The 21,016-nt window shown below is 73.4% G+C and carries 20 protein-coding genes and 1 tRNA gene; 12 read left to right on the top strand and 9 right to left on the bottom strand.

Annotated elements, in window-relative coordinates; all coding sequences use genetic code 11:
* Positions 1-60 precede the first annotated feature (60 nt).
* Entirely contained in the window at positions 61-1,044 is a 984-nt protein-coding gene (locus IEZ07_RS03025; RefSeq protein WP_191893329.1) for a BtrH N-terminal domain-containing protein, read from the top strand.
* A 265-nt stretch (positions 1,045-1,309) separates the two neighbouring features.
* Here the strand turns inward: IEZ07_RS03025 and IEZ07_RS03020 are convergent.
* Positions 1,310-1,386 (bottom strand) — tRNA-Pro (locus IEZ07_RS03020).
* Between the two features lie 126 nt (positions 1,387-1,512).
* Between IEZ07_RS03020 and IEZ07_RS03015 the strand changes: the two genes are divergently transcribed.
* The 4 genes from IEZ07_RS03015 (at position 1,513) to IEZ07_RS03000 (ending at position 3,799) form a co-directional block, all read left to right on the top strand.
* Positions 1,513-1,953: a hypothetical protein gene (locus IEZ07_RS03015; RefSeq protein WP_191893328.1), complete on the top strand. Its 441-nt coding sequence runs from the start codon at positions 1,513-1,515 to the stop codon at positions 1,951-1,953.
* Between the two features lie 85 nt (positions 1,954-2,038).
* Positions 2,039-2,740 (top strand): hypothetical protein, encoded by a 702-nt coding sequence (locus tag IEZ07_RS03010; RefSeq protein ID WP_239321036.1) that lies wholly within the window; start codon positions 2,039-2,041, stop codon positions 2,738-2,740.
* Positions 2,741-2,791: 51 nt separating this feature from the next.
* Complete coding sequence (locus tag IEZ07_RS03005) at positions 2,792-3,610, top strand: hypothetical protein (protein WP_191893327.1); 819 nt, start codon at positions 2,792-2,794, stop codon at positions 3,608-3,610.
* A 3-nt stretch (positions 3,611-3,613) separates the two neighbouring features.
* Positions 3,614-3,799 (top strand): hypothetical protein, encoded by a 186-nt coding sequence (locus IEZ07_RS03000; RefSeq protein WP_068894029.1) that lies wholly within the window; start codon positions 3,614-3,616, stop codon positions 3,797-3,799.
* 150 nt (positions 3,800-3,949) lie between these two features.
* On the opposite strand, the gene IEZ07_RS02995 is transcribed toward IEZ07_RS03000, so the two are convergent.
* The 3 genes from IEZ07_RS02995 to IEZ07_RS02985 all read right to left on the bottom strand — a co-directional run bounded on the left by IEZ07_RS02995 (position 3,950) and on the right by IEZ07_RS02985 (position 6,801).
* Positions 3,950-5,356 (bottom strand): NAD(P)/FAD-dependent oxidoreductase, encoded by a 1,407-nt coding sequence (locus tag IEZ07_RS02995; RefSeq protein WP_191893326.1) that lies wholly within the window; start codon positions 5,354-5,356, stop codon positions 3,950-3,952.
* A 27-nt stretch (positions 5,357-5,383) separates the two neighbouring features.
* Positions 5,384-5,767, bottom strand: a complete 384-nt coding sequence (locus IEZ07_RS02990; protein ID WP_239321033.1) for an ATP-binding protein — start codon at positions 5,765-5,767, stop codon at positions 5,384-5,386.
* Positions 5,768-6,024: 257 nt separating this feature from the next.
* On the bottom strand, positions 6,025-6,801 hold the full coding sequence (locus IEZ07_RS02985; RefSeq protein WP_068894032.1) for a SigB/SigF/SigG family RNA polymerase sigma factor: 777 nt from the start codon (positions 6,799-6,801) through the stop codon (positions 6,025-6,027).
* A gap of 194 nt (positions 6,802-6,995) precedes the next feature.
* On the opposite strand from IEZ07_RS02985, the gene IEZ07_RS02980 reads away from it, so the two are divergent.
* Entirely contained in the window at positions 6,996-7,370 is a 375-nt protein-coding gene (locus tag IEZ07_RS02980; protein WP_239321030.1) for an anti-sigma factor antagonist, read from the top strand.
* 88 nt (positions 7,371-7,458) lie between these two features.
* Here IEZ07_RS02980 and IEZ07_RS02975 read toward each other — a convergent pair whose 3' ends face one another.
* The gene (locus IEZ07_RS02975; RefSeq protein ID WP_191893323.1) at positions 7,459-8,193 is read right to left on the bottom strand and encodes an ANTAR domain-containing response regulator; all 735 of its coding nucleotides are present in this window, start codon (positions 8,191-8,193) and stop codon (positions 7,459-7,461) included.
* Between the two features lie 127 nt (positions 8,194-8,320).
* Here IEZ07_RS02975 and IEZ07_RS02970 point away from each other — a divergent pair, with 127 nt between their 5' ends.
* The 3 genes from IEZ07_RS02970 to IEZ07_RS02960 all read left to right on the top strand — a co-directional run bounded on the left by IEZ07_RS02970 (position 8,321) and on the right by IEZ07_RS02960 (position 12,296).
* On the top strand, positions 8,321-10,180 hold the full coding sequence (locus IEZ07_RS02970) for a SpoIIE family protein phosphatase (RefSeq protein ID WP_191893322.1): 1,860 nt from the start codon (positions 8,321-8,323) through the stop codon (positions 10,178-10,180).
* Positions 10,181-10,410: 230 nt separating this feature from the next.
* A complete protein-coding gene (locus IEZ07_RS02965) occupies positions 10,411-11,583 on the top strand; it encodes a glycosyltransferase (RefSeq protein WP_239321024.1) in 1,173 nt (390 codons plus the stop codon).
* Between the two features lie 95 nt (positions 11,584-11,678).
* Positions 11,679-12,296 carry an FMN-binding negative transcriptional regulator gene (locus tag IEZ07_RS02960; RefSeq protein WP_068894037.1) on the top strand — a complete coding sequence of 206 codons (618 nt, stop codon included), beginning with the start codon at positions 11,679-11,681 and terminating at the stop codon, positions 12,294-12,296.
* Positions 12,297-12,393: 97 nt separating this feature from the next.
* Here IEZ07_RS02960 and IEZ07_RS02955 read toward each other — a convergent pair whose 3' ends face one another.
* Positions 12,394-13,488: a PucR family transcriptional regulator gene (locus IEZ07_RS02955; protein WP_191893320.1), complete on the bottom strand. Its 1,095-nt coding sequence runs from the start codon at positions 13,486-13,488 to the stop codon at positions 12,394-12,396.
* A 76-nt stretch (positions 13,489-13,564) separates the two neighbouring features.
* Here IEZ07_RS02955 and IEZ07_RS02950 point away from each other — a divergent pair, with 76 nt between their 5' ends.
* Together IEZ07_RS02950 and pruA are read left to right on the top strand one after the other, a co-directional pair.
* The gene (locus IEZ07_RS02950; RefSeq protein WP_191893319.1) at positions 13,565-14,491 is read left to right on the top strand and encodes a proline dehydrogenase family protein; all 927 of its coding nucleotides are present in this window, start codon (positions 13,565-13,567) and stop codon (positions 14,489-14,491) included.
* Between the two features lie 2 nt (positions 14,492-14,493).
* The gene (pruA, locus tag IEZ07_RS02945) at positions 14,494-16,119 is read left to right on the top strand and encodes an L-glutamate gamma-semialdehyde dehydrogenase (RefSeq protein WP_191893318.1); all 1,626 of its coding nucleotides are present in this window, start codon (positions 14,494-14,496) and stop codon (positions 16,117-16,119) included.
* A gap of 54 nt (positions 16,120-16,173) precedes the next feature.
* Here the strand turns inward: pruA and IEZ07_RS02940 are convergent, their stop codons facing one another.
* Positions 16,174-16,911, bottom strand: a complete 738-nt coding sequence (locus tag IEZ07_RS02940) for a hypothetical protein (protein ID WP_191893317.1) — start codon at positions 16,909-16,911, stop codon at positions 16,174-16,176.
* Positions 16,912-17,003: 92 nt separating this feature from the next.
* Between IEZ07_RS02940 and IEZ07_RS02935 the strand changes: the two genes are divergently transcribed.
* Entirely contained in the window at positions 17,004-17,780 is a 777-nt protein-coding gene (locus IEZ07_RS02935; protein WP_191893316.1) for an alpha/beta fold hydrolase, read from the top strand.
* 80 nt (positions 17,781-17,860) lie between these two features.
* On the opposite strand, the gene IEZ07_RS02930 is transcribed toward IEZ07_RS02935, so the two are convergent.
* Positions 17,861-18,427, bottom strand: coding sequence for a hypothetical protein (locus IEZ07_RS02930; protein ID WP_191893315.1), 567 nt, complete (start codon positions 18,425-18,427; stop codon positions 17,861-17,863).
* 58 nt (positions 18,428-18,485) lie between these two features.
* On the bottom strand, positions 18,486-20,726 hold the full coding sequence (locus IEZ07_RS02925) for a transglycosylase domain-containing protein (RefSeq protein WP_191893314.1): 2,241 nt from the start codon (positions 20,724-20,726) through the stop codon (positions 18,486-18,488).
* Positions 20,727-21,016 lie beyond the last annotated feature (290 nt).

Raw genomic sequence — 21,016 nt, 5'->3', positions numbered from 1 at the left:
AGCGGTCGATCACGCGTCGAGGACGGCGGACCGTTCTCCGCGCAGGAATGAGAGGGACACATGACCATCGTGAAGGGCGTCGAGGCCCGCGGCATGCACCACTGCGAGACGACGGCACTGGGAGTGCTGCTGCGGCACGAGGGACTCGACCTGTCCGAGCCCATGCTGTTCGGGCTGGGCTCGGGCCTGTCCTTCGTCTACTGGGACGGCAGGGGCATGGCGTTCCCCTTTCTCGGAGGCCGCGTCAAGCCCTTCGAGCTCACCAGGAACCTGGCCGCCAGGCTGGGACTGACGCTGACGGTCCGGGAGACCGCCTCACCGCGCAAGGCGTGGGAGAACGCGGCCGCCCCCGTCGACGCCGGCCGGCCGGTCGGCCTCCAGCTCGACTGCCACCACCTGGACTACTTCCGCTCCAAGGTGCACTTCGGCGGTCACGTCGTCGCCATGTACGGCTACGACGAGCACGACGTCCACCTCGTCGACACCGGCCAGCAGGGCGGAGCGGTGCGCACCAGCCGGGCGAGCCTCGCCGCGGCGCGGGCCGAGCGGGGCCCGATGACCGCCAGGAACCGGTCCTTCACCATCGGCCTGCCGGCTCACCCGCTCTCCTGGCAGGAGCAGATCATCCCCGCCGTCAGAGCCTGCGCCGACGCCTTCCTCGCCGCTCCCATCGCGAACCTGGGCCACCGCGGCATCGAGAAGGCCGGCAAACAGGTGCCCGGATGGCTGCTGCGGGCCGGCGACCCGCAGCGGGACCTGCCGCAGGCCGCCCTCCTCATGGAGCGGGGAGGCACCGGAGGCGCCCTGTTCCGCACCCTCTACCGCGACTTCCTCGCCGAGTGCACCCGGCTGATCGACGACGACGGCCTCCGCACCGGTCACCGGCTGTACGCCGAGGCCTCCGTCCTGTGGACGGAGGTGTCCGCACTGATCGCGAAGGCCGGGGAGAGCGGCGACGCCGGATGCCTGGAGCAGGCCGGCGTCATCCTGCACGATCTCTCGCGCATCGAGAAGGACGCCATGCAGGTGCTGCGCCGGCTGTGACCCGGAGAGGCCCGGCATCGAGGTCCGTCGTGCCGTCTGCCGATCTCGCCGCGTTCACGGATGAGGTTCGGGCGCTCGCCGGCCGCAGTGGGCCGGCCGGCGCGGAGCCGGTCCACCGCAGGCAGATCCGCCCGGCGCCGCTCGGTGACGCCGAGGCTGCGGAACCGATCTTCACATGAACGGAGCGGTGGTCACCGGGACGGTCACCGGAATGCAGAAAGGGTGTCTCCCTTGCGGGTGACACCCTTGCCGACCAGCCTAAGCGTGGTCGGGACGACAGGATTTGAACCTGCGACCCCTTGACCCCCAGTCAAGTGCGCTACCAAGCTGCGCTACGTCCCGGTTTGTCCGTTCGGCCCTTGCGGGCCACCCCTCTCGGGCGGACGTCATAACCTTAGCGCAGATCGAGTGGACATGTGCACGCCGAGGCGTTCGCCGGGCGAAGTGATCGACTGAAGGGCGGGGCGTGTGGGGCGCAGGGCGCTGATCGACCACGAGGAGCTGCGGCGGCTGGCCGGGCAGGGGTTGTCGAACGCGGAGCTGGCCGCGCGGTTCGGGGTGAGCGAGTCCGGCATCCTGCAGGCCAAGCGGGCCGCGGGGCTGTCGAAGCCGATGCTCGACCACTCCCGCGCGATCCCGTGGAAGCTGAACCGCGCGCACACCCAGTCCGGTCCGGCGACGAACCTGCGCAACCTGTCGTCGGCCGCACAGGGCCGCACGATCCCTCCGGAGAAGCTCAACACGGCCCTGCGCTGGGCGGACCGGCTGGTCTCCGCGGGGCTGGACGTCGCCTACGACCCGGAGCTCGGATTCCGGGAGGTCCCGGCCGCCGCCGCCGGGGAGTCGCTCGTCGGGAAGGTCCTCGCCGAGGCCCGCAGGGCCCTGCCCGACGGTCGCCCCGGGCCCTGATCCCCCGGTCTCGTCGGCGGTTTCGAGGCGGCCCCTCGGGGCAGCGCACGAAAGCAACCGCTGACACAACCGACCGGAGGCCCACATGTCCGCCGATACCCTCGTCTGGGTGGCCGCCGTCGTGGTCGCGGTGGTGGCGATCGTCGCAGTCGGCTACGCCGTACTGCGGCAACGACGCCGGCACCGGCTCCGCGACCGGTTCGGCCCCGAGTACGACCGGACCGTGCGCGAGCGCGAGAACCGGCGCGAGGCCGAGCAGGAGCTCCTCGCCCGCGAGCAGCGTTTCGACTCCCTGGACATCCGCCCGCTCAGCCCCGAGGCGCGCCAGGCCTACGCCAAGAAGTGGACCGAGGTCCAGGAGCGCTTCGTGGACGCTCCCGGTTTCTCGGTCACCGAGGCCGACCAGCTGGTGACCTCGGTGATGGCCGACCGGGGCTATCCGACCGAGGACTTCGAGCAGCGGATCGCCGACCTGTCGGTGGCCCACGGCCGCACCCTCGACCACTACCGCAAGGCCCACGAGATCAGCGGCCGCGCCGTTCGCCAGGCGGCCTCCACCGAGGAGCTCCGGCAGGCCATGGTGCACTACCGGGCCCTGTTCGAGGAGCTGCTGGAGGCCCCGGGGTCCCGCGGCGCGGACGACGGCTCCCCCCGGAACGCCCCCCGGAGCGGCTCTCCGCGGAACGGCTCCCTCGGGGAGCGCCCCGAGCGCCCCTCCCACGACCGCTCCCCCCGGCACGCGGAGGCGGGCTCCGGGCAGGCCCGCGAGGACACGCGGACCGACTGAGGGTCACTGAGGATCGCAGACCCCCCAATCCCCCTGAGGACGGTGAACCGTATGAACGACCGACCCGACCGAGACTCAGACCGCCGCACCTCCGAACGCATCGCCGACCGTCTGGTGCACCCGCGCGACGACGGCCGCGGAAACCGCCACGACGACGGGCTCAGCGACACGGGCCCCCTGGTGCCTCCCCCGCGCGCCGACGCGGTGCCCTCCGGAACCGGTACGGCCCATGCCTCTGGGACCGGCGCGGCCCACGGACCCTCCGGAACCGGCGCGGCCCACGACGACGCACCCGCCGGCCGGCCCGGTGACCTGCCGGACGCCGAGCCGCCCGCCACCGACGCCGACCGCGCCGTGGCCGCCGGTTCCGCAGCGTCCGGCGGCGCGCACGCCGCGAACCCGGATCCGGCCCACAGCGGCGCCGAGTACGCCGCGGTCCCGGACGGCGCGACCGGAGACCGGACGACCTCCGACGGCCCGCTCCACGAGAGCAGCCCCGTCCCCGAGCCCTCCGCGCCGCGGTCCTCCGCCCGCCTCTCGCTCCTCGACGAGGATCCCGAGGACGTACGGCGGCGCTGGCAGGAGGTCCAGGTGGGCTTCGTGGACGACCCGCGCAGGGCCGTGGAGCGCGCCGACTCGCTCCTGGACGAGGTGACGGCCGCGATCCGCTCCGCGCTGGAGGCCCGGGCCTCCGATCTGCGGAGCCGCTGGAAGAACGCCGAGCAGGCCGACACCGAGCTGCTCCGTACGGCCCTGCGCGACTACCGGTCGGTGCTGGAGCAGCTGCTGGAGCTGTCGGCCCCGTCCACCGCGTCCGGCGGCGCGCCCGCTCCGTCGCCCGCGTCCCCCATGTCGTCCCGGAAGAGGTGACCCATGCTCGCGATCGCCGCCGCCATCGTGTTCGGTCTCGGCCTGCTGCTCGATCTGATCGGCGCCAGGCTCGGGGCCGGCATCACCGGCACGACCTTCATCCTGCTCGGACTCCTGCTGCTCGCCCTGCACCAGGCCGGCGTCGGCACCGCCGGCTGGCGCGGCGGAGGCTGGCGGCGCAGGAGGTGAGCGCGCCCCGGCGGGAGCCGGGACGAGGACAGGCCGGAAGACGGGAACGGGAGGGGGCGCCGCCCTTGCGGGGCGGCGCCCCCTCCCGTTCCCGTGCGGGCGGATCTCACCGGCGGCTTCCCTCGTCCGGGAGGGCGGTGCTCACGGTTCTCACCGGCGCTCGGCCGGGGACGGGGAGCCGGACCGCTCCTCCGCGGCCCGCGGTCCCGGCCGCCCTTCCTGCAACGGGTGCTCCGCCCGCTCCGGGAAGCGGGACTCCGGGCGGGCCGCGAGCTCGAACTCCTTGCGGGGATCGGACAGCGCGCCGAGCGAGGTGATCTCCCGGCGGAAGAACAGGGCGAGCGTCCAGTCGATCAGCACCCGCACCTTCCGGTTGAAGGTCGGCACCCGTGACAGGTGGTAGGTCCGGTGCATGAACCAGGCGGGGAAGCCCCGCAGCTTGCGGCCGTAGATCTGGGCCACGCCCCGGTGCAGGCCCAGGCTGGCGACCGAGCCCGCGTAGGCGTGCCGGTAGGCCTTCCGGTCCGTACCGCGCAGGACGGCCACCACGTTGTCCGCCAGCGTCCGGGCCTGCCGTACGGCGTGCTGGGCGTTGGGCGCGCACGTCTCCCCGGGCTTGGTCAGGTCCGGCACGGCGGCGCAGTCTCCGGCGGTGAAGACGGCGGGATGCCCCTCGACCGTCAGCTCGGCGGTGGCCCTGACCCTGCCCCGGTCGTCCAGGGGGAGGCCGCTGGCCCGCACGAGCGGGTGGGGCTTGACCCCGGCGGTCCACACGAGCGTGGCGGAGTCGAACTCCCCGCCGTCGTCGAGGACGACGCGGCCCCCTTCGGCCGACTCGACGCGGGTGTTCAGCCGGACGTCGATGCCGCGCGCGCGGAGCTGCTCCAGCGTCCACCGGCCCATGTCGGGGCCGACCTCGGGCAGGATGCGGCCGGTGGCCTCGACCAGGATCCAGCGCATGTCACCGGGGTCGACGGACGGGAAGTAGCGGCAGGCGTCCCGCGCCATGTCCTCCAGCTCGGCCAGCGCTTCGACGCCGGCGTAACCGCCGCCGACGAACACGAAGGTCAGCGCCCGGGAGCGGATCTCCTCGTCCTCGGTGGAGGCCGCCAGGTCGAGCTGGGCCAGGACGTGGTTGCGCAGGTGGATGGCCTCCTCGACGGTCTTGAAGCCGATGCCGCACTCGGCCACGCCCGGGATGGGCAGCAGGCGCGAGACCGAGCCGGGCGCGAAGACGAGGATGTCGTAGGGGAGGGTGCGCGGCGGCCCCTGGTGCGGGTGGACCTCCAGGGTCCGGGCCTGCAGGTCGACGCCGACCGCCCAGCCGTTGACGATCTCGCACCTGTGCAGGACCCGGCGGAGCGGGACGACGACGTGCCGAGGCTCGATGTTCCCGGCCGCCGCCTCCGGCAGGAAGGGCTGGTAGGTCATGTAGGAGTCGGCGTCGACGACGGTGACGCGGGCCTCGCCGCGGCGGAGCCTGCGCTGCAGGCGCAGGGCGGTGTACATGCCGACGTAGCCGCCACCGACGATCAGAATGCGGGGAATGTGACTCATGTCCGGCCCCTACCCGGAAAGGCCGCCTCAGATCGTGAAGGACATCGTGACGGCCGTCCCGTTCGGGCCGGTCCGGAAGTCGATGCCGGAGCTGACCATCCGGGCCACCCACAGCCCCATGCCGCTGGTGGCGAAGGGACCGGGAGGGGTGGTCCCGGGGGTCGTCTCGGGGACCCACCGGCCCTCGTCGTGGACCTCCACGACGAGGGTCCCGTCCTCGGCCCACATCCGCAGCAGCGCCTTGGCGCTGGCGTGCCCGTGGGTGACGGCGTTGGTGGCGACCTCGTTCACCGCCACCAGGAAGTCGGGCAGGCGTTCCTCCGCCATCCCGCTGCGCAGGGCGTGCACGGTGGCGAACTCGCGCACCTGCGGCAGGTCCGGCAGGCAGAAGGCGAGTTCGGCCCGGGCCATCCGCGCCGGGCCGCCTCCGGCGGACGGGGACCCGTCCGCCGAAGCCGTCTCACCGAGGGGCGGCGCGCCCTCGAAGGAAGGCCGAAGCCGGTCGTCGGCCGCCTGAAAGCGAGCCGGACGAGCACCGTCCTCGTTCACCCGTGAACCGCCTCCCCCGCCCCGTGGCACCAGCACCGTGAGTGCCCGGGACTCATCGGAACGCACTCTATGCCACCTAGGCTCCCGCCGACTGAGCTGCCCCGCAACCAGGGTCATATTCAGGCTTCGGCGAGAAGTTCGGCGCGCAACTGGTCCAGCACCTTACGCAGAATCCGGGAGACGTGCATCTGGGAGATGCCGAACTCCGCCGCGATCTCGGCCTGGGTGAGGTTCCCGAAGAAGCGCAGCAGCAGGATGTTCTTCTCCCGCGGCGGCAGCTTGTCGATCAGGGGCTTGACCGCCTCCCGGTCCACCAGCACCGACAGCGCGTCGTCCTCGTCGGGGATGACGTCCCCCAGGGCGGCCGTGTCGTCGTCCGCCCCGAGCGGCGCGTCGAGGGAGAGCGCGCTGTAGGCGGCGGAGGCGTCGAGGGTGAGCAGCACGTCCTCTTCGCTGATCTTCATCTTCTCGGCGAGCTCGGCGACGGTCGGGGCGCGGCCGAACTCCTGGCTCAGGTCGGAGACCAGGCGGTTCAGCTCCGCCCGCCGCTCCTGGTAGACGCGGGGCACGCGGATGGCCCAGGTGCGGTCGCGGAAGTGCCGCTTGACCTCGCCGGTCATCGTGACGACGGCGTATCCCCGGAAGGGGTGGCCCAGGGTCGGGTCGAAGCCGTTGATGGCCTTCATGAGGCCGACGTACGCGGCCTGGAGGAGGTCCTCGAGGGGCTCGCCCCGGTAGCGGTAGCGGCGGGCGATCTCCATCGCCAGCGGGCGGTGCATCTCGACGATGCGCTCACGCAGTCGCTCTGCGCGGTATTCAGAGATTTCAGGCGAGACCATCTCCGCCAGAAGGTCCTCGGCGGTCATGTCGTTGAGTTCGAGTGCCTGAACAGACATTGCTGCTCCCTGATATGACTGTCGGGCGGCGCCGAAGCCAGCGGAGCAGTATCCGGGCAGACGGCATCGCCTCGACCACGTTTCGAGGCGAGGCCCTCTGCTGGACCTCGTCTCGAGTATTCCCCAGATTCCGGGAGTATTACTCCCCGCCAGGTAACAGTAAGGTTGCTATGCGAACCGCGAGGAGGATCTGGGTGACGGTGTCGAACAACGGTGATGGATCAGCCCTGGCCCTGGCGTCGGCGACCGTGAGCGGAGTGAACGTGATCCGGGTGACGGGCCTGCTCGACGCCACGACCAGGGACCAGTTCGCCGACTACCTCGCCGCGGAGGCCGCCGAGCACGGCATCGACATGGTCCTGGACCTCGGCGGCGTCACCTTCATGGACTCCCGCGCCCTGGGCCTCATCGTGCACCAGTGGCAGGTCGGCACCCAGGCCGGCGGACGGTTCGCCCTCATCGGGGTGGAGTACGCCAAGACCAAGGTGATGTGGATCACCGGTCTGGCCCAGCGGCTGCCGCTCTACGACACGCTCGACGACGCGCTGGCGGCGTTCGAGCGGTCCTGACCGCAGGGGCCGCCCGTTCGCCGGCCGGCCCCGGCCGGCCCCGGCCTCCGGGAGTCCGTCCCGGCCGCCTCCCGGAGCGGAGCGGTCCTCAGAGCACCTGGTCCGGCCGGACCGACCGGCCGCCCCGGCTGCGCTGGTGCTCGTCGACCAGGAGCCTGGCCAGGTCGGCGACCTTCACCTGGTGGTGCTGGGAGACCCGGCGCAGCTCGTCGAAGGCCTCCTCGGCGGAGCAGCCGCTGGACTTCATGATGATGCCCTTGGCCTGGTCGATGACGGCGCGCCCGGCCAGCGCCTCCTGCATCTGCGCCGCGTCGGTCCGGACCTCGTCGTAGTCCCACATGTTGGCCAGGGCCACGGTCACCTGCTCGGCCAGCATCTCGGCCAGCGGGGTCACGTTCCGGGTGGCGAAGACGCCGGGGCGCACGCCGTACAGGCCGAGGACCAGGACCGCGCGCTCGACGGTGATCGGCATCGCCAGGACGGAGCGGACCCCGCAGCGGACCGCCATCGCCGTGTAGTCGGGCCAGCGGGTCTCCCGCAGGACGTCCTGCACGACCACGTGGCGGCCGGTGGAGCGTGCCTCCGCGCAGGGCCCCCGGCCCAGCCCGCTCTCGCTGTCGACGAGCACGACGAGCTCGCTGTGCGAGGCCGAGACCACCAGCCGCTCCTCCCGCCAGAGCTCGGCGGACCCGCCCGCGCAGCCGGGCACGCCGCCCGCGAGGGTGGCGGTCAGCCCGCACAGCACGCTCTCGCTGGAGGTCTCCTCGCTCACCCTGCCGAGGGCGGCGAGATCTCGGGCGAGAACGGGGGTCATCATGTCCATGTGATGAGATCCCTTCCGGAGTTTCGATAACTTAACCACTACCTGACCGTGCACCGATGAGACCCGCGGGGTGGCGTACCGTCTACAGCGGGACACCTCCCACTCCGGCCCTGGACGAGGACGAGCATTGACCGAACCCATTGGCCTTCCCGCCCTGGAGCAGGCGCTCGACGCGCTGACCGCGAGGGTCCTGTCCCTGCGTGAGGCCAGGTCCAGCTACCCCGCCGACCCCCGGTCCACACTCGACGCCGCGCTCGCCGAGCTGGACACCGCCCGCGACCTGCTGGACGCCGCCCTGCGCGAGCTGCGCAGGACCCCGCGGCGCTCCGGCGAGCGGGAGAACGGCTCGCAGCGGGAGCTCAAGCTGCTGCGCCAGGTGTTCAAGACGTTCCCGGTGCCGGTGGCGGTGCTGGACGGCTCGGGGGTGGTCCGGCGGATCAGCGCGGAGACCTCGCAGATGCTGGGCAGCCCGGCCGGCTACCTGATCGGCCGGTCGTTCCCGCTGTTCGTCGACGTCTCGCGCCGGGCGGCGTTCCGCTCGCACCTGACCGCGGTGCAGCAGAGCGGCCAGACCGCGACGTTCCAGACCAGGCTGGCGCACCAGGGCCGCGCGCACACCGTGCAGCTCGCCCTGGTGCGGCTGACGATGCCGGGTGAGCCGCACGCGATGACCGCGGTGGTGATCCTGCCGCTGGAGACGCAGGTCTCCGAGGCCCCGCCGGGACCGGCCGACCGGTCGGACGCCGCCCTGATCCTGGCCTCCGCCCGCCGCCAGGAGCTGCTGTCCCGGATGACCCGCCTGCTGCTGGACGAGGAGAGCCTGCGCCAGCCGGTGACCGTCACCCGCGCCTCGCGGCTGCTGGCCGCCGAGACCGCCGACTGGGTGATCGCCGACGTGGTCCGCGAGGGCAACCCCCGCCGGGCGTGCGTGTTCGGTCCCTCCGACCGGCCGGTGACCGACCTGGTCCGCCTGGTCGAAGGGCTGAACCCCCTGCGGGCGCCGCTCATCGCCCACGTGCTGACCGGCGGTTCCGGCGTGGTGCACGAGATGGTGGAGGACGAGAACCTGCTGGGGGGCGCCGGCGACGGGCCGCCGCTGCTGCGGGTGATGGGCGGGGCCTCCGTGCTGTGCGTGCCGATCGGCGGTGAGGACGGCCCGGCGGGCTCCCTCACCCTGGTACGGCTGCGCGACCGCGAGCCGTTCTCCCTGGCCGACCTGGGCGTGATGCAGGAGATCGGCGTGCACCTCGGGCTCGCGGTGCGGGCCCGGCGCAGCTTCCAGAACCGGTCGCAGGCCGCCGACGCCCTGCGCACCAGCGTCGTGCCGCGCAGCCTCCCCGACATCCCCGGGTTCGAGGCCGCGGCGATCTACCACGCGGGGTCCAGCCCGGTGGGCGCCGAGTTCTACGACGTCTTCCCCGTCGCGGACGGCTGGGGCTTCGCGCTCGGCGGGGCGGCGGGCAAGGGCGAGGAGGCCGCCTCGGTCAGCGCCATGGTCCGCAACGGGCTGCGCGTGCTCAGCGTCTGGGAGTCAGATCCGGGCCAGGCGCTGCGCAAGCTCAACCAGGCGCTGGCCGTGCAGCACAGCGGCATGTTCGTGATGGCGCTGGCCGGGTTCGTCAAGGGGCGGCGGATCAGGCTGGCCAGCGCGGGGCACCATCCCGCCGCGCTGCTGCGGCCCGACGGCACGGTGCGCTTCACCGCCGGGGGCGGCGTGCCGCTGGGCATCTCCCCCGACGGGGAGACCTTCGACGAGGAGCTCACGCTGACCGCCGGCCAGATGCTGGTCTTCTACTCCGACGGCCTGGTGGCCTCGCGCAACGACGAGGGCGAGGCGTACGGCGAGATGCGGCTGGCCGACGTGCTGGCCCGGTGCGTCTCGCAGTCGCCCGCGACCGTGGTCAAGACCGTCGAGGAGGACCGGCACGCGTTCTCCGGCGGCCGGGTCTGGGACGAGGTCGTGGTCCTCGCGCTGCGTGTGGCGTAGGCCTCCCGCGGGTACGGCGTCGCGGAGGCCGCCTTCCGGCCCGCGGGCGCCGGAGCGGGGAGCCGCCGCCCGCGGTGTCCTCGTGAGACCCCGGCGGTGCCGGGAATACGGAGGTTTGCCATCGACGGCGATCCGGGTATGGTTTCTCGCATACAGATGAGTGCCTAAGACGCAGGCACCCCTGAAGGAATCCTTGGCTTTCCATGCCTGTCTCCTCCCAGAGGTGTGCCGTGAATATTGCATTCGTCTTCTCCGACGCCCTGTCCGCCACCCAGGACTGGTCCGACCTCTCCGCCCAGCGCACCCAGATGCTCGCCATCGCCCGGGAGCTCGGCAAGGAGCACAAGGTCACCGTCTACACCCGCAGGGCCTCCGATTCGGGCAAGGCCCGCGTGCGCGTGGCCCACGGCGTCACCATGGAGCACCTGGCGGTCGGGCCCGCCGAGGACCTGTCCGAGGACGACGTCCTGCGCCACCTGTCCGGCTTCGGCACCGAGCTGACCCGCCGCTGGAGCCAGGACCGCCCGGACGTCGTCCACGCCTGCTCCTGGACCGCCGGGCTGGCCGCCATCGCGGGTGCGGACGGCCTGTCGATCCCGGTCGTCCAGGGTTTCATCTGCGAGAGCGCCGACCCCAGGAAGGCACGGCTGCAGCGGGCGATCAGCCGGCGCGCCGGCGCGGTGGTCGCCGGCTGCGGGGGCGAGGAGTCGGAGCTGATCCGGATGGGCGTGCCGCGCCGCAACATCGCCGTGGTGCCCTGCGGCATCGACGTCGAGCGGTTCCGCCGGCAGGGGCCGGCCGCGCCGCGCGGCACCCGGTCCCGTCTGCTGCACGTGGGGCCGCTCTCCGAGGGCAAGGGCGTGCTGACCGCGATCCGGGCCCTGGAGGGCGTCCCGGACGCGGAGCTGCTCGTCGCCGGCGGCCCGGCCGCCGCGGACCTGGAGCACGACGCCGACGCGCACCGGGCCATGATGCTGGCCAAGGAGCTCGGCGTGGAGGACCGGGTCACCCTGCTCGGGCAGGTCGCACACGCCGCCGTGCCCAAGCTGATGCGCAGCGCCGACGTGGTCGTCTCACTGCCCCGCGAGGCCGCGGCGGGCGTCGTCGCGCTGGAGGCCATGGCCTGCGGCGTGCCGGTCGTCGCCTCCGCGGTGGGCGCGCACACCGACTCCGTCGTGGACGGGGTGACCGGCCTGCTGGTCGCGCCGGACCGTCCCGCGCAGACCGCCCGGCTCGTCCGCGAACTGCTCGCCGACCCGACGCGGCGGACGGCCCTGGGCTTCGCCGGCGCCGACCGCGTCCGCTCCCGCTACTCGTGGGAGCGGATCAGCCAGGAACTCCTGCGGGTCTACGGGGACGTCGTCCCCGCCGAGGAGCGCACCCTGCAGCCGTCGGCCGCCTGACGGCTCCGCCCGGTCTTCGGCCCGGCCCGGGACGCGGTTCGCTCCCGGACCGGGCTTTTTGATGCATCCGGCTGGATAGGTATACGTTTGACCGCATGATGATCCATCCGTGGGACGCCGCCGCTCCCGACGAGGCGCTGGAGTTCGTCCGGTCGAGCGGGTTCGGCCACCTCATCGCCTCCGGCCGGGACCGTGACGTCCCGGTCGTGGTGCCGACCCAGTTCCTGCTCGCCGACGACCGCACGGTCCTGCTCCATCTGGCCCGACCCAACCCGGTCTGGGCGGCGATCGCGGAGAACCCGGCCGTGCTGCTGTCCGTGGCCGGCGATTGGGCCTACGTGCCCGGCGCGTGGAAGGTCCTGCCCGGCGAGGACGACCCCCGTCTCGGCGTGCCCACCACCTACTACGCCGCCGTCCAGCTCGTCTGCCACGCCGAGGTCGTCACCGATCCCGAAGGCAAGCTCGACATCCTGCGGGCCCAGCTCGCCCGGTTGGAGCCGGAGGGCGCCCTGGCCGACCCGGCCGAGCACGCGCGGCGGCTGCCCGGCATCCTGGGGCTGCGCCTGACCGTGCGGAAGGTCGAGGGCAAGTTCAAGTACGGGGGCAACGCCGACGAGGCGCACCGGCGCCACATCGCCGACCGGCTCGCCGAGCGCGGCGGCCCCGGGGACGCCCCGGCCCGCGCGCACCTGCTGCGCCGCCTCGGCGGCTGATCCCTCCGGCACCGGCCGTCCGGGCGTCGGCGCCCGGCGTCCGGCGGCGGCCCGGGCGGGGCGTGCGGCCCGGGCGGGACCAGTGGTCCTCCGCGGGCTACAGGAGCCGGGCGGCCTTGAGGGAGAGGTGGACCAGCAGCCGGGCCTCCCCGTCCCCGAGGTCGCGCCCGGTGAGCCGCTCGGCCTTGCCCAGCCGGTAGTAGAGCGTCTGGCGGTGCACGCCGAGCGCGGCGGCGGTCTCCTGGACGTGCCCGGCGCGGTCGAGGTAGCCCTCCACCGTCCTGGCCAGTTCGGGGTCGGCCGCCAGCGCGGCGGTCTCCCCCGCCAGCTCGCGCAGGTCGGCCGGGGCCAGGCGGAGCAGCGCCCGGTAGGCCCCCAGGCCGGACCAGTCCGCGACCGGGGCCAGGCCCGGCACCCGGACGGCCGCCCGGAGCGCGCCCACCGCCTCCCGCCAGCTCAGCCAGGCCTCCCCCGGCTCGTCGCGCGCGCCGCCGATCCCGGCGGCGGTGCCGTACATGGCCTGGACCCGCCCGGCCACCTCCCGCGCGTGGGCCGCCGGGGCGAGCAGCCCGACCAGGGGTCCGTCCGCGGCCGGGAGGCCGGGTTCGGCGAGCACGTCGCGCGGGAGCGTCCAGAGCGCGGCGACCCGGTCGGCCGGGCCGTGCACGGCGATCGCCGCCACCGGGCCGCGCAGGCCCAGCGCGTCCGGCAGCGGCAGGGCCCGCGCGCGCTCCTCGGCGTCGGCCGAGAACAGCTCCCGCAGGTGCGCGCCCAGGTCCCGGCGGCGGCGGGCCTCCTGCGCGAGCGCCGCCGCCGCCCGCCCGACCAGGCCCGCCACCGAGGCCAGCCGCTCGTCGGTGAGCGTGCCGTCGTCCAGCAGCCACAGGTAGCCGTAGGTCACCCCGTCGTGCCGGAGCGGGACGCAGACCCGGGCCAGCACGCCGAGCTCGGCGTCGGCGGGGATGCGGACCCGGCCGGGCGCCGTGGCGATGCCGTACCCCTCGAAGTAGGCCCGGACCTCGTCGGAGGCGCGGCGGCGCAGGATGGACTCCTGGCGCACGGTGTCGATGTCGCCGCTCTGCGCGGCGTAGGCCAGCAGCTTCAGCGAGCGGTCCTCCAGGGTGGCGGCGGCGCCGAGGCGGGCGGCGATCTCGTCGACGGTCTCCTGGAGCATGCCGCCATTGTCGTACATCTGTACAAACCCTGCTCCCGCGATCGTGGCAGATGCACATTCGATAGTTCTGACCTGGAGTTTTAAGCTGGAGAACATGCTCGGTTCACTGCTCCTCGCCGGGTCACGGGTGCCGTTCGTACGGCGTGCCGTCTCCGGCGTCCCGCTGACACGCAAGGTCGTCGACCGCTTCGTGGCGGGCGAGACCCCCCAGGACGCCGTCGAGGCCGTCCGCCGCCTGACCGGCGCGGGCCTCACCGTCACCATCGACCATCTGGGTGAGGAGACCCGGGACGCCGGGGCCGCCGCGGGTACGGCGCAGGCCTACACCGTCCTGCTCGGCGCGCTGCGCGAGCTGGACCTCGGCGACCGCGCCGAGGTGTCGGTGAAGCTCTCCGCGGTCGGCCAGGCGCTCGGCGCCGACGGCGACAAGATCGCCCTGGAGAACGCCCGGCGCATCTGCGAGGCGGCCCACGCCGCGGGGGCGGACGTCACCCTCGACATGGAGGACCACACCACGGTCGACTCCACGCTCGGCGTCCTGCGCGCGCTGCGCGGCGACTTCCCCCGCACCGGCGTGGCGCTCCAGGCCTACCTGTTCCGCAGCGAGGCCGACTGCCGCGACCTGTCGCACGAGGGCTCCCGGGTCCGCCTGGTCAAGGGCGCCTACGCCGAGCCCGCCTCGGTCGTGCACCGCGACAAGGCCGAGGTCGACAAGGCCTACGTCCGGTGCCTGCGCATCCTCATGGCCGGCGGCGGGTATCCCATGGTGGCCACGCACGACGACCGGCTGATCTCGATCACCGAGCTTCTCGCCGACCGCTTCGGCCGGTCCCGGGGGGACTACGAGTACCAGATGCTCTACGGCATCCGCACCGACAAGCAGCAGGCCCTCGCCGGCGCCGGGCACACCGTCCGCGTCTACATCCCCTACGGCGACGACTGGTACGGCTACTTCATGCGCCGCCTCGCCGAGCGCCCGGCCAACGTCGCCTTCTTTCTCCGCGCCCTGGGAGGCAAGTAGCAATGGACGCCATCTCCAACGTTCCCGTCCCCGCCAACGAGCCGGTGTACGGCTACGCGCCCGGCAGCCCCGAGCGGGAGGCGCTCACCGGCCGCATCAAGGAGCTGGCCGGCTCCCAGCTCGACCTGACCATGACGATCGGCGGCGAGCAGCGGATGGCCGGCGGCGCCCCCGTCGACGTGGTGCAGCCGCACAACCACGCCGCCGTGCTCGGCCGTACCGCCGACGCCACCGCCGGTGACGTGCGGGCGGCGATCGACGCCGCGCTGGCGGCGGCCCCGGCCTGGCGGGCGCTGCCCTTCGACGAGCGGGCCGCGATCTTCCTGCGCGCCGCCGAACTGCTCGCGGGCCCGTGGCGGCGGACGCTGAACGGCGCCACGATCCTCGGCCAGTCCAAGTCCGTCCAGCAGGCGGAGATCGACGCGGCCTGCGAGCTGATCGACTTCCTCCGGTTCAACGTGGCCTACGCCCGGCAGCTCCACACCGAGCAGCCGGCCTCCTCGCCGGGCGTGTGGAACCGGATGGAGTACCGCCCGCTGGAGGGCTTCGTCCTGGCGATCACCCCGTTCAACTTCACCGCCATCGCCGGCAACCTGCCCGCCTCGGCCGCCCTGATGGGCAACGTCGTGGTCTGGAAGCCCTCCCCCACCCAGCAGTTCGCCGCGCACTTCACGATGCGGCTGCTGGAGGAGGCCGGCCTGCCGCCGGGCGTGATCAACATGGTGACCGGCCACGGCTCGGCGGTCTCGGAGGCCGCGCTGACCCACCCGGAGCTGGCCGGCATCCACTTCACCGGCTCCACCGCGACCTTCCAGCACCTGTGGTCCACGGTCGGCGCGAACATCGCCTCCTACCGGAGCTACCCGCGCCTGGTCGGCGAGACCGGCGGCAAGGACTTCGTGCTGGCCCACCCCTCGGCCGACCCGGCCGTGCTGACCACCGCGCTGGTCCGCGGCGCCTTCGAGTACCAGGGCCAGAAGTGCTCGGCCGCCTCCCGCGCCTACGTGCCGCGCTCGGTCTGGACCGCGATCCGCGACGAGCTCGTCGCCACGGCCGAGTCGCTGACGGTCGGCGACGTGGCCGCCGACCTGTCGACGTTCATGGGAGCGGTCATCGACTCCCGGGCGTTCGCCAAGCACAGGGCCGCGATCGACCGGGCGCGCTCGCTGGACTCGATCGACGTGCTCACCGGCTCCTACGACGACTCGGTCGGCTACTTCGTCAGGCCGACGATCCTGGTCTCCTCCGACCCGACCGACGAGATCTTCAGCAAGGAGTACTTCGGGCCGATCCTCGGCGTGCACGTCTACGACGACGCCGACTTCGACACGGTGCTGGACCAGATGGAGAGCGCCTCGCCGTACGCGCTGACCGGCTCGGTCATCGCCCGGGACCGCTATGCGATCACCGCCGCCTCGGAGCGGCTGCGCTTCGCGGCGGGCAACTTCTACGTCAACGACAAGCCCACCGGCGCCGTCGTCGGCCAGCAGCCCTTCGGCGGCGCCCGCTCCTCCGGCACCAACGACAAGGCCGGTTCGATCTTCAACCTGATCCGCTGGGTGAACGCCCGGACGATCAAGGAGACCTTCGTCGCCCCGGCCGACCACCGCTACCCGCACATGGGCTGACCGCCGGCGCCCGGTCCGTCGCGGCGCCTCCGGGCCCACGCCTCGCCCGCCGTCTCATCCGGCCCGCCGGGACGGCCCGGCCGCGATCCGGCGGGCGGGCGCCTCCGTCGCGGGGGAGCCGCGCCCGCCGGCGCCGCCCGCGGCCGGGGGGATGTCCTCCCCGGGCAGATAGCCTCTCGCCGCGAGGTTGGCGGCCCGGGCCCGTTCCCGGCTCGCGGTGACGACCTCGCGCTGCCGCGCCGACCGCTCCGTCCGGCCGGGCGGGTCCTCGCCGGACAGGGCGGCGCCCACCTGGTCTCCTGCCTCGAGCCGGTCGAGCCGTACGCCGTCCGCGGCCTCCTCCGCCGCGATCAGCATCCGGGCCCAGGACGCCAGCGCCCGCGCCCAGAGGCTCCGCGCCAGGGCCACCTCGTCGGGAGAGGCCCTGTGGCGGACCCGTTCGTACTGCCCGGAGAGCACCTCGACCTGGCGGCGCGCCGCCTCGAGGGTGGCGGGCGGCGGGAAGCGCCCGGCACCGGCGTCCGGGCGCTCACTCCCGTCACCGGGACCGCTCCGCACCCCGTCCAGGACCTCCTCCCGGGAGGTCAGCGTGCGCACCCATTCCATCAGGGCCCAGGCCCAGGCCTGCCTCGCCCGGAACAGCTCGCCGATGGACACGCCCCCGGAGTCGATCGCCTGCCGGGCGTCGCCGTACCGGCCCATGGCCCAGCGGAGCTCGCGCCCGGCCTCCCGGAACTCCAGCCGGGCCTCTTCACGCCGGTCGGAGGGATGGCCTGCCCGCGGATCGTCCACGCCGGGAGGGTACGGCAGGCCTTCCGCCCGCGTCCCTCGAAACAGGAAATCCCTCGGCCCGACCCGGGGCGTTCTGTGCCAAAATCGCGATCATGGGGATTTTCGTACAGAAGTCTGGACGAGCCGACGCGCCGGCAGTGGTGCTCCTGCACGGCGCCGGCACCAGCGGCTGGATGTGGACGAGACAGATCGCCGACCTGGCCGCGGATTTCCTCGTCCTCGTCCCCGATCTGCCCGGTCATGGCCGGAGCAACGACCACCCGTGGGTGTCGATCGCCGACACCGCCGCTCTCGTCTCCGAGATGATCGCCGCGCACGCGCCCGAGCGGCGGGCCCATGTCATCGGGCTCTCGCTGGGCGGATACGTCGGCCTGCACCTGGCGGCCGCGCACCCCGAGCCGGTGGCGACCCTGACGGTCAGCGGGGTGAACATCCTGCCCTTCCCCAACCGGGGCACGATGAAGATCATGGGCGTGCTGATGACACCGCTCATGAAATGGGGGCCGATGCTGCGCGCCAACGCCCGCAGCCTCAACATCCCCGCCGAGGACTTCGACGGCTACCGGGAGGCCGCGCGGGCCATGACCCGGCAGGCGTTCCGCCGGGTCTCCGAGGAGGCCCTGGACTTCCGGGTCCCGGCCGAGGCCGGGGACTCCCCGTGTCCGGTCCTGGCCGTGGCCGGCGGCAACGAGCACGACCTCATCAAGCGTTCACTGACCGGAATCGCCGCCGCGTTCCCCGCGGGCGAGACACGGCTGGTGCCCGGAGTGGGCCACGGATGGAACGGGGAGAAGCCCGAGCTGTTCACCGCGATGATCCGTGCCCGGGTCACGGGAGACCCGCTGCCCGGGGAGTTCCTCACGGTGTGACGGACGGCGCGGCCCGCCGCGCCCGAGCCCGGCCCGGCGGGAGCTGCCGGAGCGGTGGACCGGGATGCGGGGCGGAGGGCTCAGGCGGCGCCCGTCCGCACGGACAGGGCCGACCAGGAGGAGGCCGTGCAGCCGGCCAGCAGCGTCACGCCGGACAGCACCCCGCTGACGAGGGGCACCCACTCCACGGCCGAGGTGAAGGTCATGGCGAGCCCGACGGCGCCGAGCACGGTGAGGACGAGCCCGGGCAGCATGATGGTGCGGTTCTTCCAGACCGGCCCGAGGGCGACGAAGTGCAGGCCGACGACGAGGGCGATCCAGGCGACGTTGGTCTCCACCGGGCGGTCCAGGGCGCGCAGCACCGCGATGCCGCCGAACAGCATGACGACCTCGGCCACGGCGATGACCGCGAAGCCGAGGCCGAACATCTTCCCGCCGGCCTGGCCTCCGGCGACGACCGGTTCGACGCCGGTCGTCCTGGCCCGCCGCACGGCGGTGAACCACAGGAGGACGACGCCCCCCAGGGCGGCGGAGGCGGCGACCCGGAGGACGAGGGCGATCGTCGGATCGAGGGGCGGGTGCGAGTTCACGAACACGAAGACCGCGCCGAAAACCGCGCCGATCAACAAACCGGTCAGACGTTGCATGACGCGCACCCTACCGAAGATCGATCAAGAATCGATCAAGGAAGGGAGGCGGGCGGGATCACCCGCCGCCTCCGCCCGGTCCGTTCGCCCCGCCGTTCCCGCCCGGCCCTCGGCCCTGCCCCGGTCCGTGCCCGCGGCCCGGTCCGTGCTCGCCGTTCCCGGGCGGGCCCTCGCCGTTCCCGGGCGGGCCCTCGCCGTTCCCGGGTCCGTCGCCGTTCCCGGGTCCCTCGCCGGCGTCGGAGACGGGCGGCCGGGGGGCGCAGCCGGCGCCGCAGCCGCCGAAGCGGGCGGAGTCGACCGGGTGGAAGGGGGTGGCCCTGACGCCCTTCAGCGCGGCCATCATGGTGTCCTTCCAGATCGGGCCGGAGATGGAGGCCCCGAAGACCGCGCCGTAGTAGTGTCCGCCGATGGTCACGCCGCGGAGCTTGTGCGCCGTCGAACCCCGGGGGTCCCCGAGGCTCACCGCGCCGGCCAGGTCGGGGGTGAACCCGGCGAACCAGGCGGTGGCGTGGTCGTCGGTGGTGCCGGTCTTGCCCGCGGCGGGCCGGCCGATCCCGCCCACGCTCCGCATCGTGCCCTTGGTGAACACCCCGGACAGGACGTCGGCGGTGGCGTCGGCGATCGCGGGGTCCAGCGCCTGGCGGCACTGGGGCCGGTGGTCGGTCGCCCTGCCGTTCCGGTCGGTGATCCGGGTGATCGCCATCGGCCTGCAGTACCTGCCGCGCGCCGCGATGGCGGCGTACGCGCCGGCGACGGTGACCGGGTCCGTCTCGTTGACGCCCAGGGTGAAGGTCTGCACCTCCTGGAGCGGCCGGCCGTCGGCGCGCTTGATCCCCAGCGACCTGGCCGTCCGCACGGTGTCGCACAGGCCCACGCGCTCCTCCAGCACCAGGAAGAAGGTGTTGACCGAGCTCCAGGTGCCCGTGCGCAGCGTCTTGAAGCCGGGCGACCCCTCGTCGTTGGTGATGGTGTGCGTCGGGTCGCCGACGTTGCCGCCCTTGCAGTCCTTGAAGGTCGAGTAGGCGGGCGCGCGGTAGCCCGCGCCCGCGGTGAGACCGTCGTCGAGCTTCATGCCCTTCTTCAGCGCCTCGATCAGCGTGAAGGTCTTGAACGTCGAGCCCGGCTGGAAGCCGATGCCCCCGCCGTGCGCGGCGTCGGCCACGACGTTGTAGGAGATCTCGTTCCTGCGCCGGGAGGTGCCGTACTCGCGGCTGGCTGCCATCGCTCTGATCATCCCCGTGCCCGGCTGGACCAGGGCCTGGGCGGCGACCGGTTCGTCCGAGGCGTGCACCCGCGCCCTGATCGCCTTCTCCGCCGCGGCCTGCATCCGGGGTTCCAGCGTGGTCCTGATCGTCAGGCCGCCGCGGTTGAGGAACCGGGCCCGGGCGCTCTCGGTCTTCTCGAAGCTCGGGTTGCCGAGGATCTCGTGGCGCACGTACATGCAGAAGTAGGGGTACGGGCTGGCCTCGCACCCGCCGGGCAGCGGCGTGCCCCGGTACCCCAGCTTCCTGGTCTTGGCCTTCGCGGCCTCCTGCGGGGTGATCCTGCCGAGCTCCGCCATCCGGTCGAGCACGACGTTGCGCCGGTCCAGCAGCCGCTTGCGGTTCTTCCTGCCCCCTTCGGGGTCGGTGGCGTTGGGCAGCTGCACGGCCGCCGCGAGGGTCGCCGCCTGCGCCAGGTCGAGCTCGGCCGCCGGGATCCCGAAGAACCGCTTGGCCGCCGCCTCGACGCCGTTGGCCCCCGCCCCGAAGTAGGCGATGTTCAGGTACTTCTCCAGGATCTGGTCCTTGGAGTACTTCTGCTCGACGGCCAGCGCGTGGCGCAGCTCGTTGAGCTTGCGCGCGTAGCTGGCCTCCAGCGCCTTGTTCTTCTCCTCGTCGGTGACGGCCGTGTTGAGCAGCACCTGCTTGACGTACTGCTGGGTGATGCTGGAACCGCCCTGGCTCACCCCGCCGGAGGTGAGGTTCTTCGCCAGGGCCCGGATGGTCCCCTCGATGTCGATCGGGCCGTGCTCGTAGAAGCGGTCGTCCTCGATCGCGATGATCGCCGTCCGCATCACCGGGGCCACCTCGGCGAGCGGAACGACCTCGCGGTACTCCTCGTAGAACTGCGCGATCTGGTTGCCCCTGGCGTCCAGGACGGTCGTCTTCTCCGCCAGCGGCGGCTCCGGCAGGTCCACCGGCCTGAGGTTCAGCTCGTCCGAGGCGGTGACCACCAGCGCCCCGGCGCCGCCCACGGCGGGCAGGGCCAGGGCCGCGGCCAGCACCCCCGCGGCCACCGCCGCCTGGGCCAGGCGCATGACACCGGACCCCGCCCCCGTCCGCGTCCGCGCCGTCGACCGCGCCGCCGTCCGGGCCCCGGGCCGCTTCTCCGGGGGGACCGCCCCCGGCTCTCCGAAGATGTTCATCCGGCGGCACCGGCGCCGGTGCCCCCACCGGCCGCCCTCCGGGTCCCGGGACGCCGACGGGCCTCTCCGGACGGCGGCGCGGCCGTGAACCGGCTCGCGACGACCACGTGCATCGTTCCTCCTGCGACTGGGAAGTCATGGGCGGGCCCGTGGGACGGGATTCGCGGTGAGTCCACGCGATG

Origin of the sequence: Planomonospora parontospora, assembly GCA_014647935.1 — a bacterium.
Lineage (GTDB): Bacteria > Actinomycetota > Actinomycetes > Streptosporangiales > Streptosporangiaceae > Planomonospora > Planomonospora parontospora.
The sequence above is the reverse complement of the archived record's forward strand: the minus strand, read 5'-3'. Positions and strand labels throughout refer to the sequence as shown.